Source organism: Microbacterium festucae, from assembly GCF_025421715.1.
Classification (GTDB): Bacteria; Actinomycetota; Actinomycetes; order Actinomycetales; family Microbacteriaceae; genus Microbacterium; species Microbacterium festucae.
The window spans coordinates 769765-794613 of sequence record NZ_JAOEFC010000001.1; the positions used below are offsets into that span (position 1 = coordinate 769765).

At 72.6% G+C, this 24849-nt stretch carries 21 protein-coding genes and 1 pseudogene; 9 read left to right on the forward strand and 13 right to left on the reverse strand.

Annotation, left to right across the window (positions count from 1 at the left end; genetic code table 11):
- Positions 1-21 precede the first annotated feature (21 nt).
- Positions 22-192 (forward strand): hypothetical protein, encoded by a 171-nt coding sequence (locus tag N3K63_RS03305; protein ID WP_261578561.1) that lies wholly within the window; start codon positions 22-24, stop codon positions 190-192.
- A gap of 132 nt (positions 193-324) precedes the next feature.
- On the opposite strand, the gene N3K63_RS03310 is transcribed toward N3K63_RS03305, so the two are convergent.
- From N3K63_RS03310 to N3K63_RS03335, 6 genes and pseudogenes are all read right to left on the reverse strand, one after another.
- The gene (locus N3K63_RS03310; protein WP_261578562.1) at positions 325-2595 is read right to left on the reverse strand and encodes a DEAD/DEAH box helicase; all 2271 of its coding nucleotides are present in this window, start codon (positions 2593-2595) and stop codon (positions 325-327) included.
- Between the two features lie 1069 nt (positions 2596-3664).
- Positions 3665-6826, reverse strand: a pseudogene (locus N3K63_RS03315) (efflux RND transporter permease subunit); the annotation flags it as partial.
- 118 nt (positions 6827-6944) lie between these two features.
- Positions 6945-7316 carry a fluoride efflux transporter CrcB gene (gene crcB / locus N3K63_RS03320; protein WP_261579180.1) on the reverse strand — a complete coding sequence of 124 codons (372 nt, stop codon included), beginning with the start codon at positions 7314-7316 and terminating at the stop codon, positions 6945-6947.
- 5 nt (positions 7317-7321) lie between these two features.
- Positions 7322-7750: a fluoride efflux transporter FluC gene (locus N3K63_RS03325; protein ID WP_261578563.1), complete on the reverse strand. Its 429-nt coding sequence runs from the start codon at positions 7748-7750 to the stop codon at positions 7322-7324.
- A 20-nt stretch (positions 7751-7770) separates the two neighbouring features.
- Positions 7771-8733, reverse strand: a complete 963-nt coding sequence (locus N3K63_RS03330; RefSeq protein WP_261578564.1) for a DNA topoisomerase IB — start codon at positions 8731-8733, stop codon at positions 7771-7773.
- A 1-nt stretch (position 8734) separates the two neighbouring features.
- A complete protein-coding gene (locus N3K63_RS03335; RefSeq protein ID WP_261578565.1) occupies positions 8735-9004 on the reverse strand; it encodes a Rho termination factor N-terminal domain-containing protein in 270 nt (89 codons plus the stop codon).
- A gap of 127 nt (positions 9005-9131) precedes the next feature.
- Here N3K63_RS03335 and N3K63_RS03340 point away from each other — a divergent pair, with 127 nt between their 5' ends.
- Positions 9132-9293, forward strand: a complete 162-nt coding sequence (locus tag N3K63_RS03340) for a hypothetical protein (protein ID WP_261578566.1) — start codon at positions 9132-9134, stop codon at positions 9291-9293.
- Positions 9294-9375: 82 nt separating this feature from the next.
- On the opposite strand, the gene N3K63_RS03345 is transcribed toward N3K63_RS03340, so the two are convergent.
- Positions 9376-10140, reverse strand: a complete 765-nt coding sequence (locus N3K63_RS03345; RefSeq protein WP_261578567.1) for a MerR family transcriptional regulator — start codon at positions 10138-10140, stop codon at positions 9376-9378.
- 138 nt (positions 10141-10278) lie between these two features.
- Here N3K63_RS03345 and N3K63_RS03350 point away from each other — a divergent pair, with 138 nt between their 5' ends.
- The gene (locus tag N3K63_RS03350; RefSeq protein WP_261578568.1) at positions 10279-11142 is read left to right on the forward strand and encodes a DUF4097 domain-containing protein; all 864 of its coding nucleotides are present in this window, start codon (positions 10279-10281) and stop codon (positions 11140-11142) included.
- Positions 11143-11144: 2 nt separating this feature from the next.
- Positions 11145-11771: a PadR family transcriptional regulator gene (locus N3K63_RS03355; protein ID WP_261578569.1), complete on the forward strand. Its 627-nt coding sequence runs from the start codon at positions 11145-11147 to the stop codon at positions 11769-11771.
- 36 nt (positions 11772-11807) lie between these two features.
- Here the strand turns inward: N3K63_RS03355 and N3K63_RS03360 are convergent, their stop codons facing one another.
- A complete protein-coding gene (locus tag N3K63_RS03360) occupies positions 11808-12326 on the reverse strand; it encodes a universal stress protein (protein WP_261578570.1) in 519 nt (172 codons plus the stop codon).
- 172 nt (positions 12327-12498) lie between these two features.
- Here N3K63_RS03360 and N3K63_RS03365 point away from each other — a divergent pair, with 172 nt between their 5' ends.
- Positions 12499-12684 carry a DUF3073 domain-containing protein gene (locus N3K63_RS03365; RefSeq protein WP_261578571.1) on the forward strand — a complete coding sequence of 62 codons (186 nt, stop codon included), beginning with the start codon at positions 12499-12501 and terminating at the stop codon, positions 12682-12684.
- A 37-nt stretch (positions 12685-12721) separates the two neighbouring features.
- Here N3K63_RS03365 and N3K63_RS03370 read toward each other — a convergent pair whose 3' ends face one another.
- From N3K63_RS03370 to purM, 3 genes are all read right to left on the reverse strand, one after another.
- A complete protein-coding gene (locus N3K63_RS03370) occupies positions 12722-13948 on the reverse strand; it encodes an MFS transporter (protein ID WP_261578572.1) in 1227 nt (408 codons plus the stop codon).
- Positions 13949-14021: 73 nt separating this feature from the next.
- Positions 14022-15512: an amidophosphoribosyltransferase gene (purF, locus tag N3K63_RS03375; RefSeq protein ID WP_261578573.1), complete on the reverse strand. Its 1491-nt coding sequence runs from the start codon at positions 15510-15512 to the stop codon at positions 14022-14024.
- Positions 15513-15549: 37 nt separating this feature from the next.
- Positions 15550-16653, reverse strand: a complete 1104-nt coding sequence (gene purM / locus N3K63_RS03380; RefSeq protein WP_261578574.1) for a phosphoribosylformylglycinamidine cyclo-ligase — start codon at positions 16651-16653, stop codon at positions 15550-15552.
- A 225-nt stretch (positions 16654-16878) separates the two neighbouring features.
- On the opposite strand from purM, the gene N3K63_RS03385 reads away from it, so the two are divergent.
- A complete protein-coding gene (locus N3K63_RS03385; protein WP_261578575.1) occupies positions 16879-17475 on the forward strand; it encodes a zinc-binding alcohol dehydrogenase in 597 nt (198 codons plus the stop codon).
- Positions 17476-17752: 277 nt separating this feature from the next.
- Here the strand turns inward: N3K63_RS03385 and N3K63_RS03390 are convergent, their stop codons facing one another.
- Both N3K63_RS03390 and N3K63_RS03395 read right to left on the reverse strand, forming a co-directional pair.
- The gene (locus N3K63_RS03390) at positions 17753-18085 is read right to left on the reverse strand and encodes a potassium transporter Trk (protein WP_390894967.1); all 333 of its coding nucleotides are present in this window, start codon (positions 18083-18085) and stop codon (positions 17753-17755) included.
- Between the two features lie 150 nt (positions 18086-18235).
- The gene (locus N3K63_RS03395) at positions 18236-21664 is read right to left on the reverse strand and encodes an HtaA domain-containing protein (RefSeq protein ID WP_261578577.1); all 3429 of its coding nucleotides are present in this window, start codon (positions 21662-21664) and stop codon (positions 18236-18238) included.
- 185 nt (positions 21665-21849) lie between these two features.
- On the opposite strand from N3K63_RS03395, the gene N3K63_RS03400 reads away from it, so the two are divergent.
- The 3 genes from N3K63_RS03400 to N3K63_RS03410 are packed head-to-tail and all read left to right on the forward strand — an operon-like array spanning position 21850 to position 24844.
- Complete coding sequence (locus tag N3K63_RS03400; RefSeq protein ID WP_261578578.1) at positions 21850-22992, forward strand: heme/hemin ABC transporter substrate-binding protein; 1143 nt, start codon at positions 21850-21852, stop codon at positions 22990-22992.
- Positions 22989-24062, forward strand: coding sequence for a FecCD family ABC transporter permease (locus N3K63_RS03405; RefSeq protein ID WP_261578579.1), 1074 nt, complete (start codon positions 22989-22991; stop codon positions 24060-24062). Before N3K63_RS03400 ends, N3K63_RS03405 begins: the two co-directional genes overlap by 4 nt.
- Positions 24059-24844: a heme ABC transporter ATP-binding protein gene (locus tag N3K63_RS03410; protein ID WP_261578580.1), complete on the forward strand. Its 786-nt coding sequence runs from the start codon at positions 24059-24061 to the stop codon at positions 24842-24844. The genes N3K63_RS03405 and N3K63_RS03410 overlap by 4 nt, the downstream gene beginning before the upstream one ends.
- Positions 24845-24849 lie beyond the last annotated feature (5 nt).

Here is a 24849-nt window from a genome sequence, read left to right on the forward strand (position 1 = left end):
GTGGTCGGCGGGGGCGCACTCGTGGCAGTCGGCGACGCGGTCGCGGTGGCGGCCGGCGGCGCGCTCGTGGCGGGGGTCGACGGGGTCGGGGTGCTCCCGGCCGGGGTCGGCGTGCAGCCGGCGAGCACGACGATCAACGCCGGCGCTCCTGCGGCAGACAGCCTCGTCCGCATCCCCATGCCGACACTGTAGAACCATTCCGCGCCCGGCACACCGTGGTCACCCGTCTCGGGGCGTGCCGCCGCGGCATCCGCCCCGAAACGACGATCCCCGCGGCGGGATGCCCCGGAGGGCCCCGTCGCGGGGATCGATCGTGGATGCGGGTCAGGCGTCGACGTTGCGGGCCTGGCGGCCGGCCAGCTCCTCGATCAGGTCGTCGCCCACGCGCACCTCGTCGAACGGCGCGTCGATCTCGGCGCGCTCGAGCATCTCGGTCATGCGGCGGCGACGCTGACGGGCGATCAGCGTGACGACGGTGCCCTCGCGCCCCGCGCGGCCGGTGCGGCCGGAGCGGTGCAGGTAGGTCTTGTACTCGTCGGGCGCGTCGGCCTGGATCACGAGGTCGATGTCGTCGACGTGGATGCCGCGGGCGGCGACATCCGTGGCGACCAGCACCCGCACCTTGCCGTCGGTCAGCCGCTGCAGGTTGCGCGTGCGCTTGGCCTGATTCAAGTCGCCGTGCAGCGCGACGGCGGGGATGCCGGCGTCGTCGAGGTTCTCGGCGACCATCTCGGCGAACGCCCGCGTGCGGGTGAAGATGAGCGTCTTGCCGTCGCGGTCGGCGAGCGAGACGAGCATCTCGGACTTGTCGCGGTGGTCGATCACGAGCACGCGGTGCTCGATCGTGCCGGTGTCCTGCGTCTCGCCGGCCACCTCGTAGACGGCGGGATCGACCAGGAACTCGTCGACCAGCGCGGCGACCTCGCGGTCGAGCGTGGCCGAGAACAGCAGCTTCTGCGCGTCGGCGGGCACGAGGCGCAGGATGCGCTGCATCGGCTCGAGGAAGCCGAGCTCGCTCATGTGATCGGCCTCGTCGAGCACGACCACGCGGATGTCGGAGAGGTCGAGCTTGCCCTGCGCCTGCAGGTCTTCGATGCGGCCCGGGGTGCCGACGATGATGTCGACGCCCTTCTTCAGCGCACCCACCTGACGCGCCTGCGGCACACCGCCGTAGATCTGCGTGGTGAACAGGCCCACGCTGCGGGCAAGCGCCTGCACGGTGCGGTCGATCTGCAGGGCGAGCTCGCGGGTCGGGGCGAGGATGAGCGCCTTGGGCGACCGGCCGAACTCGCGGCGCTGACCGGCCTGGCTGCGCAGCACCGACTCGACCAGCGGGGCGCCGAAGGCGATGGTCTTGCCCGAGCCGGTGCGGCCGCGGGCCAGCACGTCGCGGCCCTCGAGGATCGGCGTGATCGTCGCGACCTGGATCGGGAAGGGCGTCTCGGCGCCGAGCTCGGCGAGCTGCTTCACGAGGTTCTGGCCGAGGCCCAGATCGCCGAAGCCCGCGGCCTCGATCGACGCGGCATCCACCGCCTCGGCCTGCAACCGCTCGTGCACGACGTCGACGTGGTCGGCGTGGGCCGCGGACTTCTGCGGGGCGTTCCAGTCCGACCGGTTCGGCCGGCTGTCGGGCCGCTCGCGGCGGGCCGGGCGGTCGTCGAACGAGCGGGCCGGGCGGTCGTCGGACCGACGCGGCCGGTCGTCGAACGAGCGGGCCGGGCGGTCGTCGGACCGACGCGGCCGGTCGTCGAACGAGCGGGCCGGGCGGTCGTCGGAGCGACGCGGCCGGTCGTCGAACGAACGGGCGGGACGGTCGAAACTCCTCCGATCCGAGCCCCCACGACCCGAATCGGCCCGATTCGGGCGCTCACGGTCGAAAGTGGAGGAGTTCCGCGAGCCACGGTCGTCGAACGAGCGGGCGGGACGGTCGTCGGAGCGACGCGGCCGGTCGTCGAACGAGCGCGCCGGACGGTCGAAACTCCTCCGATCCGAGCCTGCGCGACCCGAATCGGCCCGATTCGGGCGCTCACGGTCGAAAGTGGAGGAGTTCCGCGAGCCGCGGTCGTCGAACGAGCGGGCGGGGCGGTCGTCGGAGCGACGCGGGCGGTCGTCGAACGAACGGGCCGGGCGGTCGTCGGAGCGACGCGGGCGGTCGTCGAACGAGCGCGCGGGGCGGTCGAAACTCCTCCGATCCGAGCCTGCGCGGGCCGAATCGGCCCGGTTCGGGCGCTCACGGTCGAAAGTGGAGGAGTTCCGCGAGCCACGGTCGTCGAACGAGCGGGCGGGACGGTCGTCGGTGCGACGGGGGCGGTCGTCGTATGCGCGGGCGGTCTGGCTGCTGCGCGCGTCGCGCGCGTGGGTGCGGATGCCGCGCGACTCGTCGCGGCCGGCACGCTCCTGGGCGCTCCAGCGCTGCTTCTTCGGAGCGTCCTCGGCCTCGGGCTTGAACCCGCGGTGGCTGGGGCTCTTGCTGCCGGGCTTGCCGGCGGACGACTGGCCGGGGCGGCGCTTCGCGTCTTGGAAGGAGGTCTTCTTGCCGTAGCGGGGCTCGAAATTCTGAGCGCGGCCGCCGGCGGGCTTCTTGTTCTTGGGCATGGGGGACTTTCCGGGTTCTGTTCGCACGAGAACAGCGCCCGACCGCGAGATCCGCAGGGCGGGCATCCCGGACATCCGTCGGCCGGGGCCATTCAACAGTGATGGTCATGTGCGCCGAGCGGCGCTCACCATCGGCCCCTTGGACTCACAAACCCATCCGCGCCGCAGCACGGTGTCCGAAAGCCGACCCCACCACTGTATCGGCCGCACCTGTGTATCGCCCGACCGGCATGTGCCGGCCGGGTGGATGCCGTCAGTCGCGGCGCTCCTGCCACTGCTCGTCGCCGGGCTCTCCGTGCGGGTCGTCGCCGTGCGACTCGTCGCCGGACTCGCCGTCGGAGGCCTCACCCTCGCCCGAGCCGTCGCCGTCCTCGCCGTGCTCGGGCTCGTCACCCGCGGGAGCGGGCTCGCGCCACTGCTCGTCGTGCGCGGCGGTCGCGGCCTCGGGGGCGGGGACGTCCGAGCCCACCTCGACGTCGGGACCCTCGTCGAGCACGGGGGTCGCGGTCACGTCGGACCCGGCCTCGGTCTGCGCGGCGGCTGCCGCGTCGACGGGGGCGGGCTCGCGCCACTGCTCGTCGTGCGCTGCGGTCGCGGCCTCGGGCGCGGGGACATCCGAGCCCAACTCGACGTCGGGAGCCTCCTCGAACACCGGCTCGCCGACCACCGGGGCGTCGTCAGCGGAGTCGGTGTCGGCAGGGGCGCCGCCGGCGGGCTCGTCGGAGGTCAGCTCGACGTCGGGAGCCTCTTCGATGAGGGGCTCGGCTGCGGCGGCCGTCTCGTCGGACTCGACGACCTGCTCCTCCGCGATCGCCGCGTCGGGCACGTCCTCGACGGGGGCATCCGCCTCGGGCGTGGCTTCGACCGGAGCCGCCGCATCGACCGAGGACACCGCCTCGCTAGGGGCGTCCGCATCGACGGGGGCATCCGCCTCGGCCGCGACGACCGGCGCCGCGATGATCGGGATGCCGCCGGTCGCGGCCTCCTCGAGCAGGCGCCGCTCGCGACGGGTCGCGGGCACCCCGCCGGCACCCACCGCCAGCGCACCGGCACCCACCGCACCCGCACCAGCACCAACCCCAGCACCCACGGCGACAGCCCCCGCACCGGCGCCCGCCGTCGCGAAGTCACCCGGCAGCACAGCGGGCTCGCCGCGGCGCACGCGGCGACGCTCCTTGGCGCCCTCGACGAGGTTGTAGAGGGTCGGCAGCACCAGCAGGGTGAGCACGGTCGACGAGATGAGACCGCCGATGACGACGATCGCCAGCGGCTGCGAGATGAAGCCGCCGTGGCCGGTGATGCCGAGCGCCATGGGCGTGAGCGCGAAGATCGTGGCCAGCGCGGTCATGAGGATGGGGCGCAGGCGTCGCGCGCCACCGGCGAGGGTGGCGTCGTGGGCGGTGAGCCCCTTCTCGCGGTACTGGTTGACGAGGTCGACGAGCACGATCGCGTTGGTGACCACGATGCCGATGAGCATCAGCACGCCGATGAGCGAGGCGACGCCCAGCGGCACCCCGGTGGCGATCTGCAGCAGGATCGCGCCGGTGGCGGCGAACGGCACCGACACGAGCAGCAGCAGCGGCTGGCGCAGCGACTTGAAGGTCGCGACCATGACGATGTAGACGATGAGGATCGCGGCGAGCATCGCGAGGCCGAGCTGACCGAATGCGTCCTGCTGCTGCGAGAGCACGCCGCCCACCTGGGCGTCGGCGCCCGTGGGCAGGTCGAGGTCGACGAGGGCCGCAGTGACGGTGGCCGAGGCCGCGTTGAGGTCGTCGGTCGAGGGGGTCACGGTCACCGTCGCGGTGCGCTGCCCGCGCTCGGTGGTGATCGAGGTGGGGCCCTGGCTCTGCTCGACGGTGGCGATCTGCGACAGCGGGATGGGCCCGCCGGCGCTCGGGATCGGCAGGTTCTGCAGCTCGTCGATCGTGGCGGGCACCGACGCGGACTGCAGGTAGACGGTCAGCCCGGTGCCGTCGATCTCGACGGTGCCCAGCTGCGAGGGCTGCATCGTGCCCGAGACGATGCCGCCGACGGCGACCTCCGAGAGCCCGAGCGCGGCGGCCGCGTCGCGGTCGACGGTCACGGCCACGTAGGGCAGCGAGGCGGCGAGGTTGGAGGTGACCTGACCGAGGCCGTCGGCGCCGTCGAGGGCGCCCACCACGGTGTCGGTGGCCTCTTGCAGGGATGCCGCGTCGGGCGCGGTCACGTCGACGGCGATGTCGCTCGACCCGAAGCCGCCCTGACCCGACGAGACGGTGACGGTGCCGACGTCGTCGAGGTCGGCGACGGCCTGCTGCACGTCTTCGCGCACGGCGACCTGGTCGGCGGCGGGGTCGGTGGTGATCGAGTAGGTGATGCCGGCGCTGCCGCCCGAGAAGGCGTCGCGCACCGCCGACCCGCTCGAGCCGATCGAGGTCTGCACGGTGTCGATGCCGTCGACCTCGAGCAGCGCGTTCTCGACGGTCTGCGCGGCGGCGTCCTGCGCGTCGAGGCTGGCCGCGGGGCCGAGGTCCTGCGTGACGGTGAACGTGTTCTGCCCGCTGTCGCCGAGGAAGTTGGTCTTCATGAACGGCGCGGCGGCGACGGTGCCGGCGAGCACGAGCACGGCCAGCAGCAGCGTGATCCACGAGTGCTTCAGCGTCCAGCGCAGGATGGGCAGGTAGCCCTTCTGCAGGCGCGAGGGCGGCGCGGCCGGGTCTTCGGGGTCGACCTGACGGCCCTCGGCGTCGGTGAGGGGCTTGCCGGGCTTGAGGAACCAGTAGGCGAGCACCGGCACGATCGTCAGCGCCACGAACAGCGAGGCGGCCATCGCGATGGTGACGGTGAGCGCGAAGGGCCGGAACAGCTCGCCGGTGACGTCGCCGACGAAGGCGATCGGCAGGAAGACGGCCACGGTGGTGATGGTGGATGCCGTGATCGCCGCGGCGACCTCGCGCACCGCGAGCAGGATGGAGCGCAGCTTGTCGGCGCTGCCGACGTAGTGGCGCTTGATGTTCTCGATGACGACGATGGAGTCGTCCACGACTCGGCCGATCGCGATGGTGAGCGCACCGAGGGTGAGGATGTTCAGCGAGTACCCGAACGCCTGGATGCCGACGAAGGTGATGAGCACGCTGGTGGGGATCGAGATGGCCGCGACCAGGGTCGAGCGCACCGACAGCAGGAAGACGAAGATCACCAGCACCGCGAAGACGAGGCCGAGCAGACCCTCCTGCGCGAGCGCCTCGATCGACTGCTCGATGTAGGGCGCCTGGTCGAAGACGATCGTGAACTCGGCGTCGTCGCCGATGGCCGACTGCAGGTCGGGGATCGCGGCGGTGACGGCCTTCGAGACGTCGACGGTGTTGGCGGCGGGGAGCTTGGTGATCGAGACGGTGAGGGCGGGCTCGCCGTTGACGCGGGAGATCGAGGTGACCGGGTCCTGGCCGAGGGCGACGGTGGACACGTCGCCGATGCTGACGGTGCCGGCGGCGGCCTGCTCGGGGGAGGTGGGCACGAGCGGGAGCGCGGAGATCTCGTCGACCGAGGTGAGCTTGGCGCCGGTCTGCACGGTGAGGGTCTGGTCGCCCTCGGCGACGGTGCCGCCCGGGAACAGCACGCCGTTCTGCTTCAGGGCGTCGGAGATGGCCTGCTGCGAGAAGCCGGACTCGGCCAGACGTGCCGGGTCGGGGGTGATCGAGACGCGCTGGCCCTGACCGCCGACGATGGTGGCGCCGCTGACCCCGGCGATGTCTTCGAGGTCGGGGACGACGCTGGTCTCGAGCTCGCCCTGGATCGACGCGGCGTCGTCGTAGCCGGTGACGGCCAGCGCGATGACGGGCAGGTCGTCGATGGAGAACGACACGACGTTGGGCTCGACGCCCTCGGGCAGCTGGCTCTGGATGCGGTTGATCGACTGCAGGATCTTCTGCTCGGCCGTGGCCAGGTCGGTGCCGTAGGTGAAGGATGCCTGCACGATCGACGCGTTGGTGGTGCTGGTGGCCGTGGTCGATTCCAGCCCGGGCACGCTCTGGATCGCCGTCTCGATCGGGGTCGACACGTCGTTGTTGACGACGTCGGGGGACGCTCCCGGGTAGGTCGTGAGGATCGACAGCTGCGGGAACTCGATCGACGGGATGAGCTCCTGCTTGAGGCTCGTCAGCGCGAGGCCTCCGAAGACCGCGGCGACGATCGTGACGAGCGCGATGAGGGCACGGTTCTTGAGGCTCAGAACGGCGAGTTTCGACAAGGCAGGCCTTTGCGTGGAGGGCAGGTGCGGCGGGGACCGCGGGATACAGAGATGTATCGGTGTCAGTATCCCACGCGGATCAGCGAGAACGCGGGCGTGGGGGCCGATGGGGTGGCGGTCACCGCGGCGCGAGGCCGCCGATGCCGACCCCGATCCACGCGGCGACCACGCACACCACGAGGGTGCCGACGAGGTTCACCCACGCCCAGTCGCGTCGTCCGCCCTCGGCCAGCAGGATCGTTTCGACCGACACGGTCGAGAAGGTCGTGAAGCCGCCCAGCAGCCCCACCCCGAGGATCGCGGCCCACGCCGGGGCGATGACGGCGCCGAGCCCGGTGAGCAGGGCCAGCACGAACGAGCCGCTGAGGTTGACCAGCAGGATGCCGAGGGGGAACACCCCGCGGCGGCCGCGCATGACGGCGCCGTCGGCGAGGTAGCGCAGGCCCGCGCCGACCGCGCCGCCGGCCACGAGCATGCCGAATTCCAGCATCCCGGTCACTCCGCCGCCTCCGGTGGGGCGCCGACCGGGGCGAGGCCGGCCGCGCGCCCGAGGCGCAGCCCGGCAGCCGCGGCCACCGCACCGGCGAACACCGACACGACGGCGAGGGCCAGCCCCACCAGTGGGGCGTCAGCGGCCGTGGTCACCGTCTGCACGGCGAAGGCGCTGTAGGTGGTGAAGCCGCCGAGCACGCCGGTGCCGAGGAAGGCGCGCAGCCGCGGACGCCTGTCGCCCAGCCAGCCGACGACGACGCCCAGCAGCAGCGATCCGGCGACGTTGATCAGCAGGGTGACCGCCGGCACGACCAGCGGGTGGGTGCCCGCGCCCAGCGGCAGCACGATGGCGGCGCGCGCGGCGACGCCGACCGCGCCGCCCGCCATCACCAGCAGCAGCGTGGCCGGCGAGAACCACCGCGCACGGGCCATGGAATCACCGTAGGGCCGAGTCACCCCAGAATCAGCGCACGGATCGCCGATTCGGGCGACACGGTGGTGTCCAGCAGCACTCCGCGCCGATAGCGCTGGAACACGCGGGGGTCGATGTACGACCCCCGCGCGACCGACGGGGTGTTGCCGAGGGCTTCGGATGCCGCGCGCACGGCGAGCACCTCGGCGCGCTTGCGGTCGCTCGCGGTGTCGACGGTGCCGATGCGCGCCAGGGCGTCGGCGGCGAGGATCGTGCCGCGCAGGGTGCGGAAGTCCTTGGCGCTGAAGGCGCCGCCGGTCATCGTGCGCACATAGTCGTTGACGTCTTTCGGGGTCAGCGCGACGCGTCGGCGCCCGCGGGTGTAGGCCAGCAGCGGGGATGCCGGGCGCCCGGCCACCAGCAGCGCCGAGACCTCGGCGAGGTCGGGGTCGTCGATGTCGAGCTCTTGCCGTTTGCCGCTCTTGCCCGGGAAGCGCAGCGTCAGCACCGTGCCGTCCACCGCGGCATCCCGGCGCAGCAGGGTGGTGAGGCCGCGGCTGCCGTGGCGTTTGAGGTAGCGCTCCGACCCGATGCGCGGGGCGGCGTGGTCGAGCAGGCGGAACGAGGCGGCGAGCACCCGCTCGCGGTCGAGGTCGTCGCGGCGCAGCGACGTGGTGATCCGGCCGCGGGCGCGCGGCAGCGACTCGGCCAGCTGCAGGGCGCGGGCGTACTTGCCCTTGTCGCGGCCGGCCGACCACTGCGGGTGGTAGATGTACTGCATCCGACCGGCCTCGTCGACGCCGGTGGCCTGCACGTGACCGAGCGGGTCGGCGCTGATCCACACGTCTTCCCAGGCGGGCGGGATGACGAGGGCCACGGCGCGCTCGCGCTCGTCGGCGGCCAGGGCCCCGCCGTCGTGGTCGGTGTAGCGGAAGCGGTCGCCGACCCGGATGCGCCGGTACCCGGGATCGTCGCCGGGGCGCACGCGTCGCAGGCGCGGCACGTCAGCTGTCGCGGAGCATCCGGATGAGCTCCGCCTTCCGCTTCCCGGAGTATCCGGTGAGACCGATCTCCTTCGCCCGCGCCCGCAGCTCGGGCACCGTCCAGTCGTCGTACGACCCCGACTCGCCGCCGCGGCGACCGACGGCTCTGCGGCCGTCGCGGGCGGCGGCGTTGGAGATGCGCGCGGCCTTCTGCTTCGACGCGCCCTGGTCGCGGAGCTCTTCGTAGAGGCCGGGGTCTTTGAGCGTGGGGGTGGGATCTTGTCGCGGCATGCTTCGGTCTCTACCGCATCCGAACACCCTCATGCAAGGGGGTGAACTGAACGTGTGCTGAGGGAATAGCGTTGCCATGCCCGGTGGACGTGACCATGCGTTCATCGCCCCGCGAAAAGGAGACCCCGTGAACCTCGCGCTCATCATCATCATCGTCGTCGCAATCGTTCTGGCGATCGTCGGCGGACTGAACACCGCCCTCAACTGGCTGCTGTGGGTGGCTCTGATCGTTGCGGTCATCGCCATCATCGCCTTCCTGTTGCGGGTCGTCCGCGGCGGTCGAAGCTGACCTCACTCCCCCACACATCACGACGCCCCCACCGCGAAGGTGGGGGCGTCGTGTCGTCTGCGGGCGGTCTGTCCGCCCGCTCTCACAGGCGCGTCGCGGCGTAGACGCGCAGCGCGTCGCGCACGAGCTCGGCGCCGGCGGTGCCGCCGTAGTTGGCCGCGAACCGCGGGTCGGCGACATACATCTCGCCGAGCCCGGTCACGTAGCCGGCGACGTCGCCGCTGGGGGCCGATGCGGGCGTGCCGGGGATGCCGGTCAGCCACTGCACGTGGCGTTCTGCCAGCGCCTGCGCCTCGGGGCCGTCGGCGGGGATGCCGCGGGCGGCGGCGGCCGTCCACTCGGCGCCCAGTCGCGCGGTGCGCTCCTGCCAGTCGGCCTTCTCGTCGGCGGACATGCCGCGCCACCACGCGTCGCCGCGCGCATAGGCGTCGGCGCCCCAGCGCTCGGTGACCTCGTCGCGGTAGCGCGTGTGATCGAAACCGTCGAACATCTCTGATGCCATGGGGGTTTCACCTCCTCTCAGTGACGCGATGGTCGAGCCCACGGCGGCGATCTGCCGCCCGAGCCGGTCCTGTTCGTCGCGCAGCCAGGCGAGGTGGGCTTCCAGCGCCGGCACCTCGTCGGTCTCGCGCGCCAGCACGTCGCCGATCTGCGTGAGGCCGAGCCCCAGCTCGCGCAGCAGCAGGATGCGCTGCAGGCGCACCAGGGCGGTGCCGTCGTAGTACCGGTAGCCGTTCGCGCCGATGCGCGAGGGCTGCAGGAGCCCGAGCTCGCCGTAGTGCCGGAGGGTCCGGCTCGTGGTTCCGGCGAGCTTCGCGATCTGCTGGATCGACCATTCGTTCGTCATGTGTTCGACGGTAGAGGTTGACGTCGCGTCAAGGTCAAGCGGATCTCTTGACAACTTCGAGATATATCGTGTTACCCTCGCAACACGCGATATATCTTGATCGCGTCCCCGAATCTCATCCTCAGGAAAGAAGAGATCATGACCCTCGAGAAGTGGATCATCCACCCGGGCGACAGCCGCGTCATCGACATCGAGAACGCCCGCAAGCTCAAGGTCGGCCTCATCGGCGGGCAGATCGACGTCATCGCCCACGACGAGCCCGGCGTGCGCATCGAAGTGCACACCGTCACCGGCAAGGACCTGCGCATCGAAGTCGACGGCGACGTCGTCGAGATCGACCACCCGCAGCTGCGCTGGGACAACTTCATCGACGTGTTCCGCGGCTTCGGCTCCGGCGGCACCAAGGCCGAGATCAGCGTCGCCGTCCCCCGCGACATCGCGCTGAACCTCGGTGTGGTCAGCGCCAGCGCGCTGGTGTCGGGACTGGCCACCGACGCCAAGCTCAACACCGTCTCGGGCGACATCATCGTCGACGGCCAGACCGGCGACATCTCCGCCAACGCGGTGTCGGGCGACGTGCAGATCCGCGGCCTCCACGGCGCGCTGAGCGCCAACTCGGTCTCGGGCGACGTGGCCGTCACCGGCGAGCTGCGCAAGGCCACCATCGACACCGTCTCGGGCGACCTGCTGGTCGACTCCACCGGCCGCATCCAGGCCGTGGGCGTCAACACCGTCAGCGGCCAGACCACCGTGCGCCTCGACGAGGAGCTCCCCGCCAACTACGTGCTGCGCAGCGTCAGCGGCCGCGTCACGGTCGACGGCGTCAAGCGCTCGGCGACCGGCCCCACCAACTACGCCGACTCGATCGGCGAGCTGTCGGGCAGCTTCGTCGACATCCGCGCGAACTCGGTCTCGGGCTCGCTCACCGTGCTGCGCCGCGCCGCGGCATCCGAACCGGCCGCCGGCCCCGCCGGCGACGCGCCGACCCCCGAGGAGTGGTGACCATGGCTCCGGTCTTCTCCCACGGCGACCTCCGCCTCTACCTGCTGCGGCTGCTCGACGAGTCGCCCCGGCACGGCTACGACCTCATGCAGGCCCTCTCCGACCGCACCGGCGGCACCTACACGCCCAGCGCCGGCACGATCTACCCGCGCCTGGCCAAGCTCGAAGAAGAAGGACTGGTCACCAAGACCGTCGACGGCCGCAAGACGGTCTACGCGATCACGGATGCCGGACGCGCCGAGGTCGCCTCGCGCGCCGACGACCTGCAGGGCATCGAAGACGGCCTCTCGGACAGCATCCGACTGATCGCCGACGAGGTGCGCGGGTCGATGCGCGAGGCCATGCGCAGCCTGAAGGCCGACCTGGCCGCCGCCGCGCAGGCCGACAAGGATGCCACCCGCGAACGCGCCGCGAAGGCCCCCCAGCCCGAGCGCGACGAGTCCCGCTCGTCGTCGCGCGAGCAGGTGCAGCGCGCCGACGCCCTCGTCTCGACCTTCCGCGCCACCGTCCGTGCCGACCTGCGCACGCACGTCGCCCGCGGCGGAGCGCTGCCGGCGACCGCCGTCGACGAGCTCGAGCGCGCGCTCGAGGACGCATCGCGCTCCCTCACCCGCGCCCTCGCGGGCTGACGGGCGGGCCCGGGTACAACGCCGTCCGCGGGGAGCTCAGCCTTCGGGCCAGAGCTCCTCGTCGTCGGCGGCGGGCGCCTCCAGCGGCACCACGAGGATCGGGCGCGACTGCCGGTGCGCCAGCCGTGCGGCGACCGAGCCGGTGAAGAACTCGCGCACCGACTCCCCGAAGCCGCGGCGCCGCGTGCCGACGACGATGAGTCGCGCGTCGGACTGCTCGGCCAGATGCTTGATGGCCAGCGCGGGATCGCCCACCAGCGACGTCGCCGACCAGGCCACCGGAGACCCCGCCAGCGCGTGCGCGACGGCATCCTTCACGGCCGCGAACTGACTCTCGCCCGGCGAGACGTCGAGGTCGATGGGCGCCGTGTGCACGTAGCCGTCGGGGTCTTCATAGGTGACGAACCGCGTGACGTCGACGTAGGCGACCACCAGCGGCGCCTGCAGGAGCGCGGCATAGCGGGCGGCTTCGCGCACGACGCGCGCCGGCTGATCGGGGATCATCCCGACGATCACGGCATGCGGGGGAACGGGGGCAGATGCGTCGTCGCTCATGTTCGCCTTCCGGTCTGGCGCCCACCGGCGGGATGCCGTCTCGAAACCCCGCCGACCGGCGAGGTGACGAGGGCGCCGTGATATCCTGAATGCTACTCTTCCCGGCCACAGGCCGAATTGTTTTGACGGGCACCGCCGCACAGCCCGCGACTGAGAATCGAGGGGGTCTCGCATGGGGCGTGGCCGTCAGAAGGCGAAGCACACCAAGATCGCGCGTGAGCTCAAGTACGACACCTACACGGTGAACTTCGGCGCGCTCGAGAAGGAGCTGGGCCACCAGGACGATCAGTACGTCGACAAGTGGGCCGACGAGTACGAAGACGAAGACGAGGACGAAGAAGAACTAGAGAAGGCCTGACCTTCCGATTCTCCCCCGTCGTCTCATCGGGCGTGGCTCACCACGCGCCGTGCCGTCGCTCCCACGCGTCTTCGACCGTGCCGCCGCGCGTGACGATCACGCCCGCCGGCACGGCCAGCAGCATCAGCGCGCCGATCAGCAGCAGCGGCGGCGTCCACGACCCGGTGCTCTCGTGCAGCAGCGCGAACGAGATGGGGAACAGCGCCGCCACCGCGTAGCCGGTGCTCTGGGTGAACCCGCTCAGGGCCACCGACCCCTCGCGGGTGCGCGCCCGCAGCTGGATGAGCACGAGCATCGCGGGGAAGAGCCCCTGCGGGATGCCGAGCAGCACCACCCACAGCACGGTCGCCGCCTGCGGGGCGAGGATCAGCCCCGCCACCGACAACACCCCGGTCACCAGCGCCACCGCGTAGAGCACGCCGATGCGGCGGCCACGGGTGACGATGAGCGGCACGATGAACGACAGCGGCAGGCCGATCGCCGAGAACAGCGCCAGCAGCGCCCCCGCGGTGGCGTGGTCGACGCCGGCGATGTCGACGAGGATGACCGGCAGCCACGCGAAGGCGGTGTAGACGCTCGCCGACGAGATCGCGAACGAGGTCGCCAGGGCCCAGGCCAGCGGCAGGCGGAACAGGCGGCCGAGCACCCGCGGCGCAGGCTCGACCACGACGGCGCGGTGCTGCGCCCGGTCGCGGATGAGCAGGGTCACCCACGGCACGAGCGCCAGCGCGGCGAACACCGACCACAGGCCCAGCGAGAAGCGCCAGCCCGATGCATCGGCGATGGGCACCGCCACCAGCGGCGGCAGGAACGCCGCCACGGCGAGGGTGGCCGAGTACAGCGCCGTCATCACCCCGACCCGGTCGGGGAAGTACGCCTTGATGAGCGGGGGCAGCACGACGTTGCCCACGCCGACCGCCGCGAACAGCACCGTCGTGCCCAGCAGCAGCAGGGCGGCATCGGCCGCCAGCGCGCGCCCGGCGAGGGCGGCGGCGGCGATCACCATCGCGGCCACGGCGAGCCGTTCCAGCCCGAACCGGCGCTCCAGCAGCGGCGTGACGATGCCGAACACGGCGAAGCACACCGGCGGGGCGGTGCCGATGAGCCCGACCACCCAGGTGGGCACGTCGATGTCGGCGCGCACCTCGGCGAGGATCGGCGACAGCGAGGCCACGGCCGAGCGCAACGAGAAGGCCACGAGCACGACGCCGACGAAGGCGAGGACCCGACCCCGCCAGAGCGGGCGGGCGGGAAGGTCGGTCACCGATCCAGCCTAGGGCGCCCGGCGTCAGGTGCGGGCGCCGCACGGCATCCGCGCTCTGCCGTCGGCGGCCCGGTCAGCTCTCCTGCGAGCCCTCGACCCAGGCGAGGTACTCCTCGGTGACGGTGCCGGTGATGTAGCGGCCGTCGAAGCAGCTCATGTCGAGGTCTTCGACATCGGGCGACCCGTCGAGGATCGCGGCCTTGAGGTCTTCGACCTCCTGGTAGACGAGGTAGTCGCAGCCGAGCTCTTCGGCGATCTCGGGGATCGTGCGCCCGTAGGCGACGAGCTCGTGCCGCGAGGGCATGTTGATGCCGTAGACGTGCGGATGCCGGATGGGCGGGGCCGCCGAGGCGAAGGTGACGGAGGCGGCACCGGCATCCCGGGCCATCTGGATGATCTCCTTGGAGGTGGTGCCGCGCACGATCGAGTCGTCGATGAGCAGCACGTTCTTGCCCTTGAACTCGCTCGACATCGCGTTGAGCTTCTGGCGCACGCTCTTCTTGCGCACCGCCTGCCCGGGCATGATGAACGTACGGCCGACGTAGCGGTTCTTGTAGAAGCCCTCGCGGTACTCGATGCCGAGCTTGCGCGCCACCTGCATCGCCGCCGGACGCGACGAGTCGGGGATGGGCATGACGACGTCGATCGCATCCTTGGGCGTGTACTTGGCGATCGTGTCGGCCAGGCGGTCGCCCATGCGCAGCCGCGCCTCGTAGACCGAGATGCCGTTCATGATCGAGTCGGGACGGGCGAGGTAGACGTACTCGAACGAGCACGGCACGAGCTTCGCGTCGGCGGCGCACTGACGGGTGTGCAGGTTGCCGTCGAGGTCGATGAAGACCGCCTCGCCGGGCTCGACGTCGCGCACGACCTCGAAGCCCGCGTTCTCGAGCACGAGCGACTCGGATGCCACGACCCACTCGTACTTCGCCGCGTCGGCGCTGCCCGAGCCGGCCGGGTGCTCGGCGCGGCGGGTGCCGAGGATGAGCGGGCGGATGCCGAACGGGTCGCGGAAGGCGAGCAGGCCGTAGCCGGCGATGAGGGCGATCGAGGCGTACGAGCCCTCGACGCGCTCGTGCACGCGGGTGACGGCCTGGAAGATCTGCTCGGGGTCGAGCTCGGGGCCCGAGATCGTGGTCTGCAGCTCGTTGGCGAGCACGTTGACCAGCAGCTCGGTGTCGGAGCTGGTGTTGAGGTGCCGGCGGTCGTCACGGAACAGCTCTTCGGTGAGCTCGCGGGTGTTGGTGAGGTTGCCGTTGTGCACCAGCACGATGCCGTAGGGCGCGTTCACGTAGAACGGCTGGGCCTCTTCCTCGCTGGAGGCGGTGCCCTTCGTGGCGTAGCGCACGTGGCCGAGGCCGATCTCGCCCAGCAGCGCGCGCATGTCGCGGGTGCGGAACGCCTCGCGCACGTGCCCCTTCACCTTGGAGAGGTGGAACACGCCCGACGACTCGGCCGTCGCGATGCCGGCGGAGTCCTGACCGCGATGCTGCAGAAGCAGCAGCGAGTCGTAGATCTCCTGGTTGACGGGGGTCTGACCGACGATGCCGACGATGCCGCACATGGGGTGGTGATTCGCTCCGGGTAGGTGGGGAGAAGGGTCAGGCGTACGCGCCGACCAGGCGCACAGCGCCGCCGTCGACGCCCTTGGCGCCCTGTTCGAAGTCGCCGGCCGGGCGGGGGCCGTCGCCGACGACGCCGACCTGCCAGGTCGCAATCCCCTCGGCGGCGAGGGCGGATGCCGTGGCCGCGGCCGACTCGGCCGAGACGACGGCGAGGAAGCCGACGCCGAGGTTCCAGGTGCCCTCGGTGGCCTCGAGCTCGAGCGAGCCGAGGTCGGCGAGCACCCGGAAGACGGGCGAGGGCGACCAGGTGCTGCGGTCGACCTCGACCCACGTGCCCTGCGGGAGCACCCGGGCGAGGTTGGCGGCGATGCCGCCGCCGGTAACGTGCGACAGCGAGTGCACGGCATCCGGGAACTGCGTCAGCAGGCGCAGCAGCGGCAGGGTGTACAGGCGCGTCGGCTCGAGGAGCGCCTCGCCCCACGTGGTGCCGAAGTCGGCGGCGTGGTCGCCGTAGCTGATGCCCGCGCCGGTGACGACGTGGCGGATGAGGGAGTAGCCGTTGGAGTGCGGGCCGCTGGAGGCCAGGGCCAGCACCACGTCGCCGGCGCGCACGCGCTCGGCGCCCAGCACGCGGTCGGCATCGACGATGCCGGTGGCCGCGCCGGCCACGTCGTAGTCGTTCAGGCCGAGCAGCCCGGGGTGCTCGGCGGTCTCGCCGCCGACGAGGGCGGTGCCGGTCTGCTCGCAGCCCAGCGCGATGCCGCGCACGATGTCGGCGATGCGCTCGGGGAAGACCTTGCCGCACGCGATGTAGTCGGTCATGAAGAGGGGCTTGGCCCCCACCACGACGATGTCGTCGACGACCATGCCGACGAGGTCCTGGCCGATGGTGTCGTGCTTGTCGATGGCCTGCGCGATGGCGACCTTCGTGCCGACGCCGTCGGTCGAGGTGGCCAGCAGCGGCTTGGCGTACTCGCGCAGCGCCGAGGCGTCGAACAGGCCGGCGAAGCCGCCGACTCCGCCCAGCACTTCGGGACCATGGGTGCGACGGACGGCCGATTTCATCAACTCGACGGCGAGATCCCCCGCCGCGGTGTCGACGCCGGCTGCGGTATAGGGATTCGGCGGGGTCGAGGCCACGACGCACAGCCTACCGGCCGCGGCTGGGTGCTCGGCCGCCAGGGGGTGGGGTGGGGGGTGGGGTGGGGGCGGGTCGCGAGTGCACGGGGTGCGGGCGAGTGCACGGGGTGCCGGCATCCGCAGGGCCGTGCACTGGGCGCCAAGCCGTGCACTCGGCGCCGGGGGGCGGGATGTCGGCGCCCGGCGATCGCCCGGTGGGTGGGGCGGGATGCCTAGGATGGCGGCATGGTGAGCGGCGGGGAGTGGCTGGTGCGCGAAGACGCGGGCCTGCCGGTGATCATCGCCCTGTACCTCCGTCAGGTGCTCGGGGTGCGCTTCCCCGAGGAGCTGCCGAGTCTGCGCGGCGCGCCGGCCCGCGAGGCCGCCGAGTACGAGCCGATCGCCGAGCTCGAACGCCAGTGGCGCCGCTACTGGGAGATGACCGTCGAGCCCGAGGCGCACACGTCGCCGGTGCCGTTGGAGCTCGTCGACGGATTCGACCTGCTCGTGGCGCTGCCCACCGAGGGGTTCGCCGAGCTCGCCGCGGCCATCACCCCGCACGGACCGGATGCCGTCGCCTACGCGCGCGCGGCGCACGACCGGTACCGGGCGTCGGTGGGCACCGGATCGTCCTACCGCGCCTACGCGAGCGCGATCGCCCAGCACGAGCGCGCCGTCGGGCGCCGGGCGCACGGGTTCGAGCTGAACGTGCAGGTGCTGCCCCTCACCCAGCGCGGCGTCTGGTGGATCGGGGCGCTCACCGTCGCGGTCACCGACGGCCTGCGCGGCGACGTCGTCGCCTTCGACGCCGCGATCGCCCCCGTCATCGCCGACCTGGCGTAGGCCGCGGGGCGGCGCGGGCGGGTCGGGCGCGATGCCCGGGCGGGTGTCGGGGGTTTTCGCGAGTGCACGGGATGGATGCCGAGTGCACGGCCTGCCGGCATCCGTAGGTCGTGCGGTCGGCGCGAAGCCGTGCGCTCGACACAGGGGGCTGCCGCGTCGGGGCTTGCGGCACCTCGACCCGCCGCGCCGGGACCTGCGGCGCCAAGCCCTGCGACGCCAAGCCCTGCGGCGCCAAGCCGTGCGGCACCCGGGCCAGCGGCGCCGGGGCGCCCGCGGGTCAGTCTTCGGGCGGGGTGACGTGACGCTCGCGGTCGACCGCGACCTCGCGGGCGCGACGGCTGAGCGTGCGGTCGAGGATGAGGGCGACGATGCCGCCGACGACGAGTCCGACCGTGGCGCAGAACAGCGCCAGGAAGCCGAACACCTGCGAGTCGGAGTAGATGACGCCCGTGAACGGGCTCTTGTCGTCGCCGCCGAACGCGAAGGTGAGCACGAGGGCGACGATCACGCCGAGGGCAGCGCCCACCGTGAGGAACACCCCGTACTTGGGGCTCCGGCGCAGCTGCGCCTTCTCGATGTGGTGCTCGGCGGGTTCGGTCACAGCACCCATTCTCCCACCGCGCAGCCTCGCGCGGCCCCCGAGCCCCGCGCCGGGGGCCGAGCGCGCAGCGCCGAGCGCACGACCTGCCGTCGAGCGCACGACCTTCAGACGTAATGAAGGCCGTGCGCTCGGGCGCAGGTCGTGCACTCGGCGGGCGCGTCAGTCCTCGGTGGCGGAGGTGCCGGGGGCGGATGCCGGTGCGGGACGGCGCCGGGAGGCGATGACCCACGTGAGGGCGATCGCGGCGAGCAGCACGACACCGCCGCCCACGAGCCACGGCCACACCGGGGCCGGCTCGGCGTCGACGGCCGTGGTGGTCTCCGGCTCCGCGGCGATCGCCTCGGCCGTGACTGTGCCGTCGCCGGGCGCTGCCGCCGCCGCGCCGCACGCGGCGTCGACGGGGATCGTCGCCGAGACGGGGTCGAACTCCTCGCCGGCCGCGTACGTGCCGAACGCCGCGGCACCGGCATCCGTCAGCGTGGTGGGGAGCGCGTCGAGCACGAGCGCACCGCCGGTGACCTCCAGGTCGGGCAGGGCGAACTCGGCGAACCGCACGTTCGGCTGCGCGACGGGCGAGCCGTCCTGCGTGGTGCCGGTCACGTCGAACACGAGGTAGCCGACGTCGCCGGCGAGCTCGAGGCGCGCATTGCCCAGCGTCGTGTCGAGCGCGCCGTCGTGACCGGTGAAGCGGATGCCGCCGCCGAAGGTGACCAGTCCGGTGCGGGTGGCGAGGTCCACGCCGCCGGCGCCGCCGGTCCACGTGAACTGCGGGTAGGCGTAGGTGACGTCGGTGAGCTCCCAGCCGCCCTTGGCGATGCCTTCGATGTAGGTGCGGAACGACTCCTTGAAGCCCCACTGCAGGCCGGCGTCGACCACCGGGCACTGCCCCACGACGCCGACGGTCGCAGCCACGGCGCGGGCCAGGGTGAACACGAGCCCGCGCGAGACCGAGCCCTGGAAGGTGAGCGTGTGCTCGCCGTCGGCCAGCGTCGCCGGCAGCACGCCGGTCCACGACGCGACGCCGTCGGCATCGGCGGTGACGGTGCCCAGCAGCACCGGGGCCGAGTAGACGACCACCTTGATGCCCGCTTCGTTCGGCTCGAATCCGGATGCCGTGACGGTGGCCCGCTGGCCGGCACCGAGCGCCGCCAGCTGATCGCCGCCGGCCTGTGCGCCCGTCGTCGAGGGCGGTGCGGTGGGGATCGCGGCGGCGCGCACCGGGGCGGGAGCCGCGGCCACCGTGCCGGTGGTGCCGGCGGGCGCGGCGGCGGGAGCGCCGACGGTGAAGCTCACCGGGTCGAGGTCGGTCGCGTAGCCCGACAGCACCTGGTCGCGACCGGCGGCGGTGAGGGTGGCCGGCACGTTGCTGTAGCTGACGGCGCCGGAGGTGGTCACCACCACCGCGCGGGTGAGGTCGAGCGTCGCGAAGGCGACCTGGGCGCCGCCGTGGGTGACGTGGAGCGTCGCCGACGAGGCGGAGGTGAAACGCACCTGCGGGTTCGAGATCGTCACGTCGAGCACGCCGCCGTGCCCGGTGAACCGCACCGCGCCGGTGTACGAGACCGTGCCCAGCCCGGTCGCCCGGTCATAGGTCGACCCGGTCGCCTGGCCGAACTGGAAGAGCCCGTCGGCACGGGTCGCGCCTCCCGAGACCGCCACGGTTCCGTGCGCGATCGGTCCGGTCACGTACGACACGAAGCTCGACGACACGGCCCAGCGCAGCGATCCACCGGCGACCGTCTCGGGCGCCGTCGGCGGCGTGGTCGGCTGCGGTGTCGGGGTCGGGGTCGGCTCCGGGGTGGGGGTCGTGGTGGGCTTGAGCACCTTCCACTGGCTGTCGCTGATCGCGACGTCGGCGCGGCCGTACAGCGTGCCCGCCGCGGGGAGGGTGTGCTGCTTCCACACGATCACCTCGTACCGCTTCGACGGGTCGAGGTCTTCGGCGGCGACGACGAGGTCGCGCGCGAACGCCCCGTCGGAGACACCGCGCACGTAGGCCATCGCGAGGTGCCCACCACCGGCGGTCACGGCCGCCTCGGTGCCCGCTTCGATGACCGCGGCGTAGAGGCCGGTGGCGGCGCCGAGGTTGGATCCGGTGACGGCGACCGTCAGGGCCGAGGCGTCGGCCGTGGGCGTCGCCGTGATCTTGGGCGCGGCGGCGTAGTCGAGGGCGACCGCCTTCTCCTGCGCGGCGTTGGCGGCACCGCCCGCAGCGTAGGTGTACACGCCGTACGTGCCGCCCGCCGGATGCGACGGCGCATCCTTCAGGGTCAGCGTCGTGGTGAACGTGCCCTGAGGGCTCAGCTCCACCCATTGGCTGCGGATCGCGCCCTGGTACTGCGGGGGAACCTGCGCGAGCACCGTCGATGCCAGGGCCCACTTCTGCGCACCGACCTGACGCGCCGACGATGCGGCGCCCGCAGAGGGCTGCCATTGCGCCGCGAAGTCACCGAACACCACGTAGGTGCCCTGCGGGAGCGAGCTCGGAATCGGCACGCCACGGCCGCCGACGTTCGCGGTGGCGTCGTAGCCCGAGCCCTTCACGACGATCGTGTCGCCCGCCTTCACGGCTCCGGCCGGAGACACCCCGTCGGCGGCGAACACCTGCAGCGTCGCGGGATCGATGACGTTCCAGTCGGCGGCGCTCAGCGCCACGTCGGCGCGGCCGTGGAGCGTGGTCGCGTCGGGGAGGGAGTGCTGCTTCCACACGATCACCTCGTACGCGGTCCCGCGCTCGAGCTGCTCGGCCGAGACGACGAGGTCGCTCGTGAACGCCCCGCCGGAGACGCCGCGCACGTAAGCCATCGCGAGGTGGCCGCTGCCGGCGGTCACCGACGACTCGGTGCCCTTCTCGATCACGGCCGCGTAGGCGCCGGCGGTGGCCGTCGGCAGACCCGAGACGGATGCCGTCACCGTCACGCCCCGGTCGGACACGGCGGTGGTGGTCACGACCGTCGCCGGGGTCGGGGTGGGGGTCGGGGTCGGGGTGGGGGTCGGGGTGGCGGTGGGGGTCGGGGTGGCCGTGGGCTCCGGGGTCGGGGTCGCGGTGGGCTCCGGGGTCGCGGTCGGCTCCGGGGTCGCGGTCGGCGTCGGCTCCGGGGTCGGCTCGGGCTCGGGAGCTCCGAAGACGGCATCCCACTGCGTCGAAGAGACGGGCAGCGCCGTGCGGGCGAAGATCGTCGAGGCGCCGGGGGCGGTGTGCTGGCGCCACAGCAGCACCTCGTAGGACTGCGTGCGGTCGAGCTTCGCCGCCGGAGCGGTGAGCGTGAAGGTCGATGCACCCTGCGCGACGGCCGGGAACGGGATGGCGAACGCGGCGTAGCCGCCGCCGGCGTTCAGCGCCGATTCGGTGCCTTCGACGATGAGCGCGGCGTACACCGAGGCGACGTCGGGCAGCCCGTCCGCGCTCACCGAGATCGAGATCCCGGCGGTGTCGGCCTTCACCACGGCCGCCGTCGCGGAGGGGGTGGGCGCGGCGAGGGCGGGCGGCGAGGAGATCACCCCCGCCACGACGAGGAAGAGGGCGAGCAGACTCGCGACGAGGGCGCGCGCCCGTGAGGGCGCGGGGTCGACGGTGCTGGTGTTCACGTGTGATCTCCGGTGGCTGTGATCCCCGGTGACGACGGCCCGGCGCGCAGAACGGCGCTCCGGCCCTGGCCGCAGTGCATTCGGGTGGATAGGGGTGCGATACGGTAAGGCAAGGCTTACCTGCACCTGCCGCGAACGTAGCCGACCCTCACAGCGAACGTCAAGTTTTAGGTTAGCCTTCCCTAATGCGCCGCCGTCCATTATTCCCGGCCCTCCTCGTCCTGGCCCTCGCGCTGGCCGCGTGCACCCCGGCGGCCGCAGGCGACGCGGCCGCGGGCGACGGAGCGCCGACGCCGGCGGGCGCCTGCCCCGCGGCATCCGCCCCGCTGGCCTCGCTCGAGCTCGAGGCCGACGTGCGCGCCGTCGACGGGCGGTCGACCGCGTGCCTGCCGGACCGCACGATCGCCGCGATCGACGACGACACCGCGCCGGCGCTGCCGGTGACGGTGACCGACGCCGAGGGCCGGGCGGTCGAGATCACCGACGCGTCCCGCATCCTGCCGGTCGACATCTCGGGCACCATCGCGGCGACGGTCTTCGCGCTGGGGCTCGGCGACCGTGTGGTCGGACGCGACTCGTCGACCGACTTCGCGGGCACCGAAGACCTGCCCGTCGTCACGAAGTCGGGGCATTCGCTCAACCCCGAGGCGATCCTCGAGGTCGCCCCCACGGTCATGCTCACCGACACCACCATCGGGCCGAAGGAAGTGCGCCAGCAGCTGCGCGACGCCGGCATCGCCGTGGTCGTCATCTCGGACGAACGGCGCATCGACACCACCGGCGAGCTCGTCGCCGAGATCGCCGCCGCCCTCGGGGTCCCCGGTCGCGGTGCCGCCCTCGTCGACCGCCTCGACGCCGAGCTCGCAGCCGCCCGCGCCGAGATCGCCGCCCTCACCCCCGCCGAGCCGGCAGACCGGGCACGGATGCTGTTCCTCTATGTGCGCGGCAGCGCCAACGTCTATTACATCTTCGGCGCCGATTCGGGGGCCGACTCCCTGATCGACGCCGTCGGCGGCGTGGACGTGGCGGCCGAGATCGGCTGGGAGGGCATGAAGCCGATGACCGCCGAAGCGCTCGTGGCCGCCCAGCCGGACGTGCTGGTGATGATGACCGACGGGCTGACGTCGGTCGGCGGCGTCGACGGCCTCATCGAGCGCATCCCCGCCATCGCGCAGACACCCGCCGGCGCGCGCGGCCGCATCATCGACATGGCCGACACGGCCATCCTCAGCTTCGGACCGCGCTCGGCCGAGATCATCCGCAGCCTCGCCGGCGCGCTCTACGCCCCCGCGTCCTACCCGCCCGGCCCCGACGAGCCCGCCTCATGACCGGCGAGGTCGTCACGACGACCCCGACCGCGCACCGGCGGCGGCGCTTCGTCATCGCGGTGATCGCCCTGGCCGCGGCGCTCGTCGTGACGTGCGTGGTGTCGCTGGGGTCGGGGCAGTACGCGCTCACGCCGACCGAGGTCATCGGCATCCTGCTGCGCGAGATCGGCATCGCGAGCCCGTGGGCCCCCGCCGCCGACACCGCCGCGGGCGTCGTCATGGACATCCGCCTGCCGCGCATCGTGCTGGGGGTGCTCGTCGGCGCGGCCCTGGCCGTGTCGGGCGTGCTCATGCAGGCGATCTTCGGCAACCCCCTCGCGGATGCCGGAGTCGTCGGCGTCTCCTCCGGTGCGGCGGTGGGAGCCGCGGCATCCCTCACCTTCGGCCTCACCGTGTTCGGGCTCTGGACGACGCCGGTGCTGGCCTTCGTCGGCGGGCTGGCGGCGGTGTTCGCCGTGTACGGGATCAGCCGGTCGGGCGGGCGCACCGAGGTGGTCACCCTGCTGCTCACCGGCATCGCGATCAACGCGATCTGCGGCGCGGCCCTCGCCCTGCTCACCTTCCTCGGCACCACCTCGACGCGCGAGCAGATCGTGTTCTGGCAGCTGGGCTCGCTCAACGGGGCGCTGTGGCAGAACATCACCGTCGTCGCCCCGCTCGTGGCCGTCGGTCTGGCCGTCGCCGTGTTCGTCGCGCGGCGGCTCGACCTCTTCGCCCTCGGCGAGCGCACCGCCCGCCACCTCGGCGTGCGCGTCGAACTGCTGCGGGTCGTCGTGATCGTCACGGTGGCGCTGCTGGTGACCGCCGCCGTGGCGTTCGCGGGCATCATCGGCTTCGTCGGGCTCGTCATCCCCCACCTGCTGCGCATGACGATCGGCCCCGCGCATCTGCCGCTGGTCGTCACCAGCGCCCTCGGCGGAGCGCTGCTCATCGCCGTCGCCGACCTCATCGCCCGCACCGCGGTGCCCCTGGCCGACATGCCCATCGGCATGATCACCTCGCTCGTGGGCGGACCGTTCTTCCTCTGGCTGCTCGTGCGCACCCGCCGCCGCTCGGGAGGCTGGGCATGACGGCGGCAGCGGTGCGGCTCGTGGCCGACGGCATCCGCGTGCGCTACGCGGGAGCCGCCCGCGACGCCCTCACCGACGCGTCGATCCAGGTGCGCGCCGGTGAGATGCACGCACTGGTGGGGCCGAACGGCGCCGGAAAGTCGACGCTGTTCGCGGCGCTCGCGGGCGATGTGGCGCCGGATGCCGGCACGGTGACCCTCGACGGCCGCACCCTGTCGGCGGTCGCCCCGCGCGACCTCGCCCGGCAGCGCGCGGTGCTGCTGCAGGAGAGCCGCGTGTCGTTCCCCTTCACCGTCGAGCAGGTCGTGCGCATGGGGCGGGCCCCGTGGGCACGCACGCCCGCCGAAGACGAGGACGACGACGCCGTGGCATCCGCCCTCGCCGCCACCGACCTCACCGACCTGGCGCACCGCACGATCTCGGCCCTGTCGGGCGGCGAGCGCGCACGGGTGGCGCTGGCGCGGGTGCTGGCGCAGCGGGTCGACGTGCTGCTGCTCGACGAGCCGACCGCGGCGCTCGACCTGCGGCATCAGGAAGACACGCTGCGCATCGCGCGGGGTCGCGCCCGCGCGGGAGCCGCCGTCGCCGTCGTGCTGCACGACCTGAACGCCGCGCTCGCCTACGCCGACCGCGTGACCCTGCTCGCCGGCGGGCGCGTCGTCGCCGCGGGCGCACCCGCCGAGGTGCTCACCGCCGCCGCGATCGGCGAGGTCTACGGACAGGCGGTCGACGTGTTCCCGCACCCGGTGACCGGGGTGCCGCTGGTGGTCCCGCGGCGCTGACGGGG

What these genes read in the sequence shown, in the direction of transcription:
- N3K63_RS03325 (WP_261578563.1), bottom strand. Translation starts at nt 7,750, where the DNA reads ATGGCCCGTGCGCGGTGGTTCTCGCCGGCCACGCTGCTGCTGGTGATG.
- N3K63_RS03360 (WP_261578570.1), bottom strand. Translation starts at nt 12,326, where the DNA reads ATGAGCGACGACGCATCTGCCCCCGTTCCCCCGCATGCCGTGATCGTC.
- N3K63_RS03390 (WP_390894967.1), bottom strand. Translation starts at nt 18,085, where the DNA reads ATGGGTGCTGTGACCGAACCCGCCGAGCACCACATCGAGAAGGCGCAG.
- crcB (WP_261579180.1), bottom strand. Translation starts at nt 7,316, where the DNA reads ATGCTGGAATTCGGCATGCTCGTGGCCGGCGGCGCGGTCGGCGCGGGC.
- N3K63_RS03355 (WP_261578569.1), top strand. Translation starts at nt 11,145, where the DNA reads ATGGCTCCGGTCTTCTCCCACGGCGACCTCCGCCTCTACCTGCTGCGG.
- N3K63_RS03350 (WP_261578568.1), top strand. Translation starts at nt 10,279, where the DNA reads ATGACCCTCGAGAAGTGGATCATCCACCCGGGCGACAGCCGCGTCATC.
- N3K63_RS03410 (WP_261578580.1), top strand. Translation starts at nt 24,059, where the DNA reads ATGACGGCGGCAGCGGTGCGGCTCGTGGCCGACGGCATCCGCGTGCGC.
- N3K63_RS03385 (WP_261578575.1), top strand. Translation starts at nt 16,879, where the DNA reads ATGGTGAGCGGCGGGGAGTGGCTGGTGCGCGAAGACGCGGGCCTGCCG.
- purF (WP_261578573.1), bottom strand. Translation starts at nt 15,512, where the DNA reads ATGTGCGGCATCGTCGGCATCGTCGGTCAGACCCCCGTCAACCAGGAG.
- N3K63_RS03365 (WP_261578571.1), top strand. Translation starts at nt 12,499, where the DNA reads ATGGGGCGTGGCCGTCAGAAGGCGAAGCACACCAAGATCGCGCGTGAG.
- N3K63_RS03400 (WP_261578578.1), top strand. Translation starts at nt 21,850, where the DNA reads ATGCGCCGCCGTCCATTATTCCCGGCCCTCCTCGTCCTGGCCCTCGCG.
- N3K63_RS03335 (WP_261578565.1), bottom strand. Translation starts at nt 9,004, where the DNA reads ATGCCGCGACAAGATCCCACCCCCACGCTCAAAGACCCCGGCCTCTAC.
- N3K63_RS03405 (WP_261578579.1), top strand. Translation starts at nt 22,989, where the DNA reads ATGACCGGCGAGGTCGTCACGACGACCCCGACCGCGCACCGGCGGCGG.
- N3K63_RS03345 (WP_261578567.1), bottom strand. Translation starts at nt 10,140, where the DNA reads ATGACGAACGAATGGTCGATCCAGCAGATCGCGAAGCTCGCCGGAACC.
- N3K63_RS03310 (WP_261578562.1), bottom strand. Translation starts at nt 2,595, where the DNA reads ATGCCCAAGAACAAGAAGCCCGCCGGCGGCCGCGCTCAGAATTTCGAG.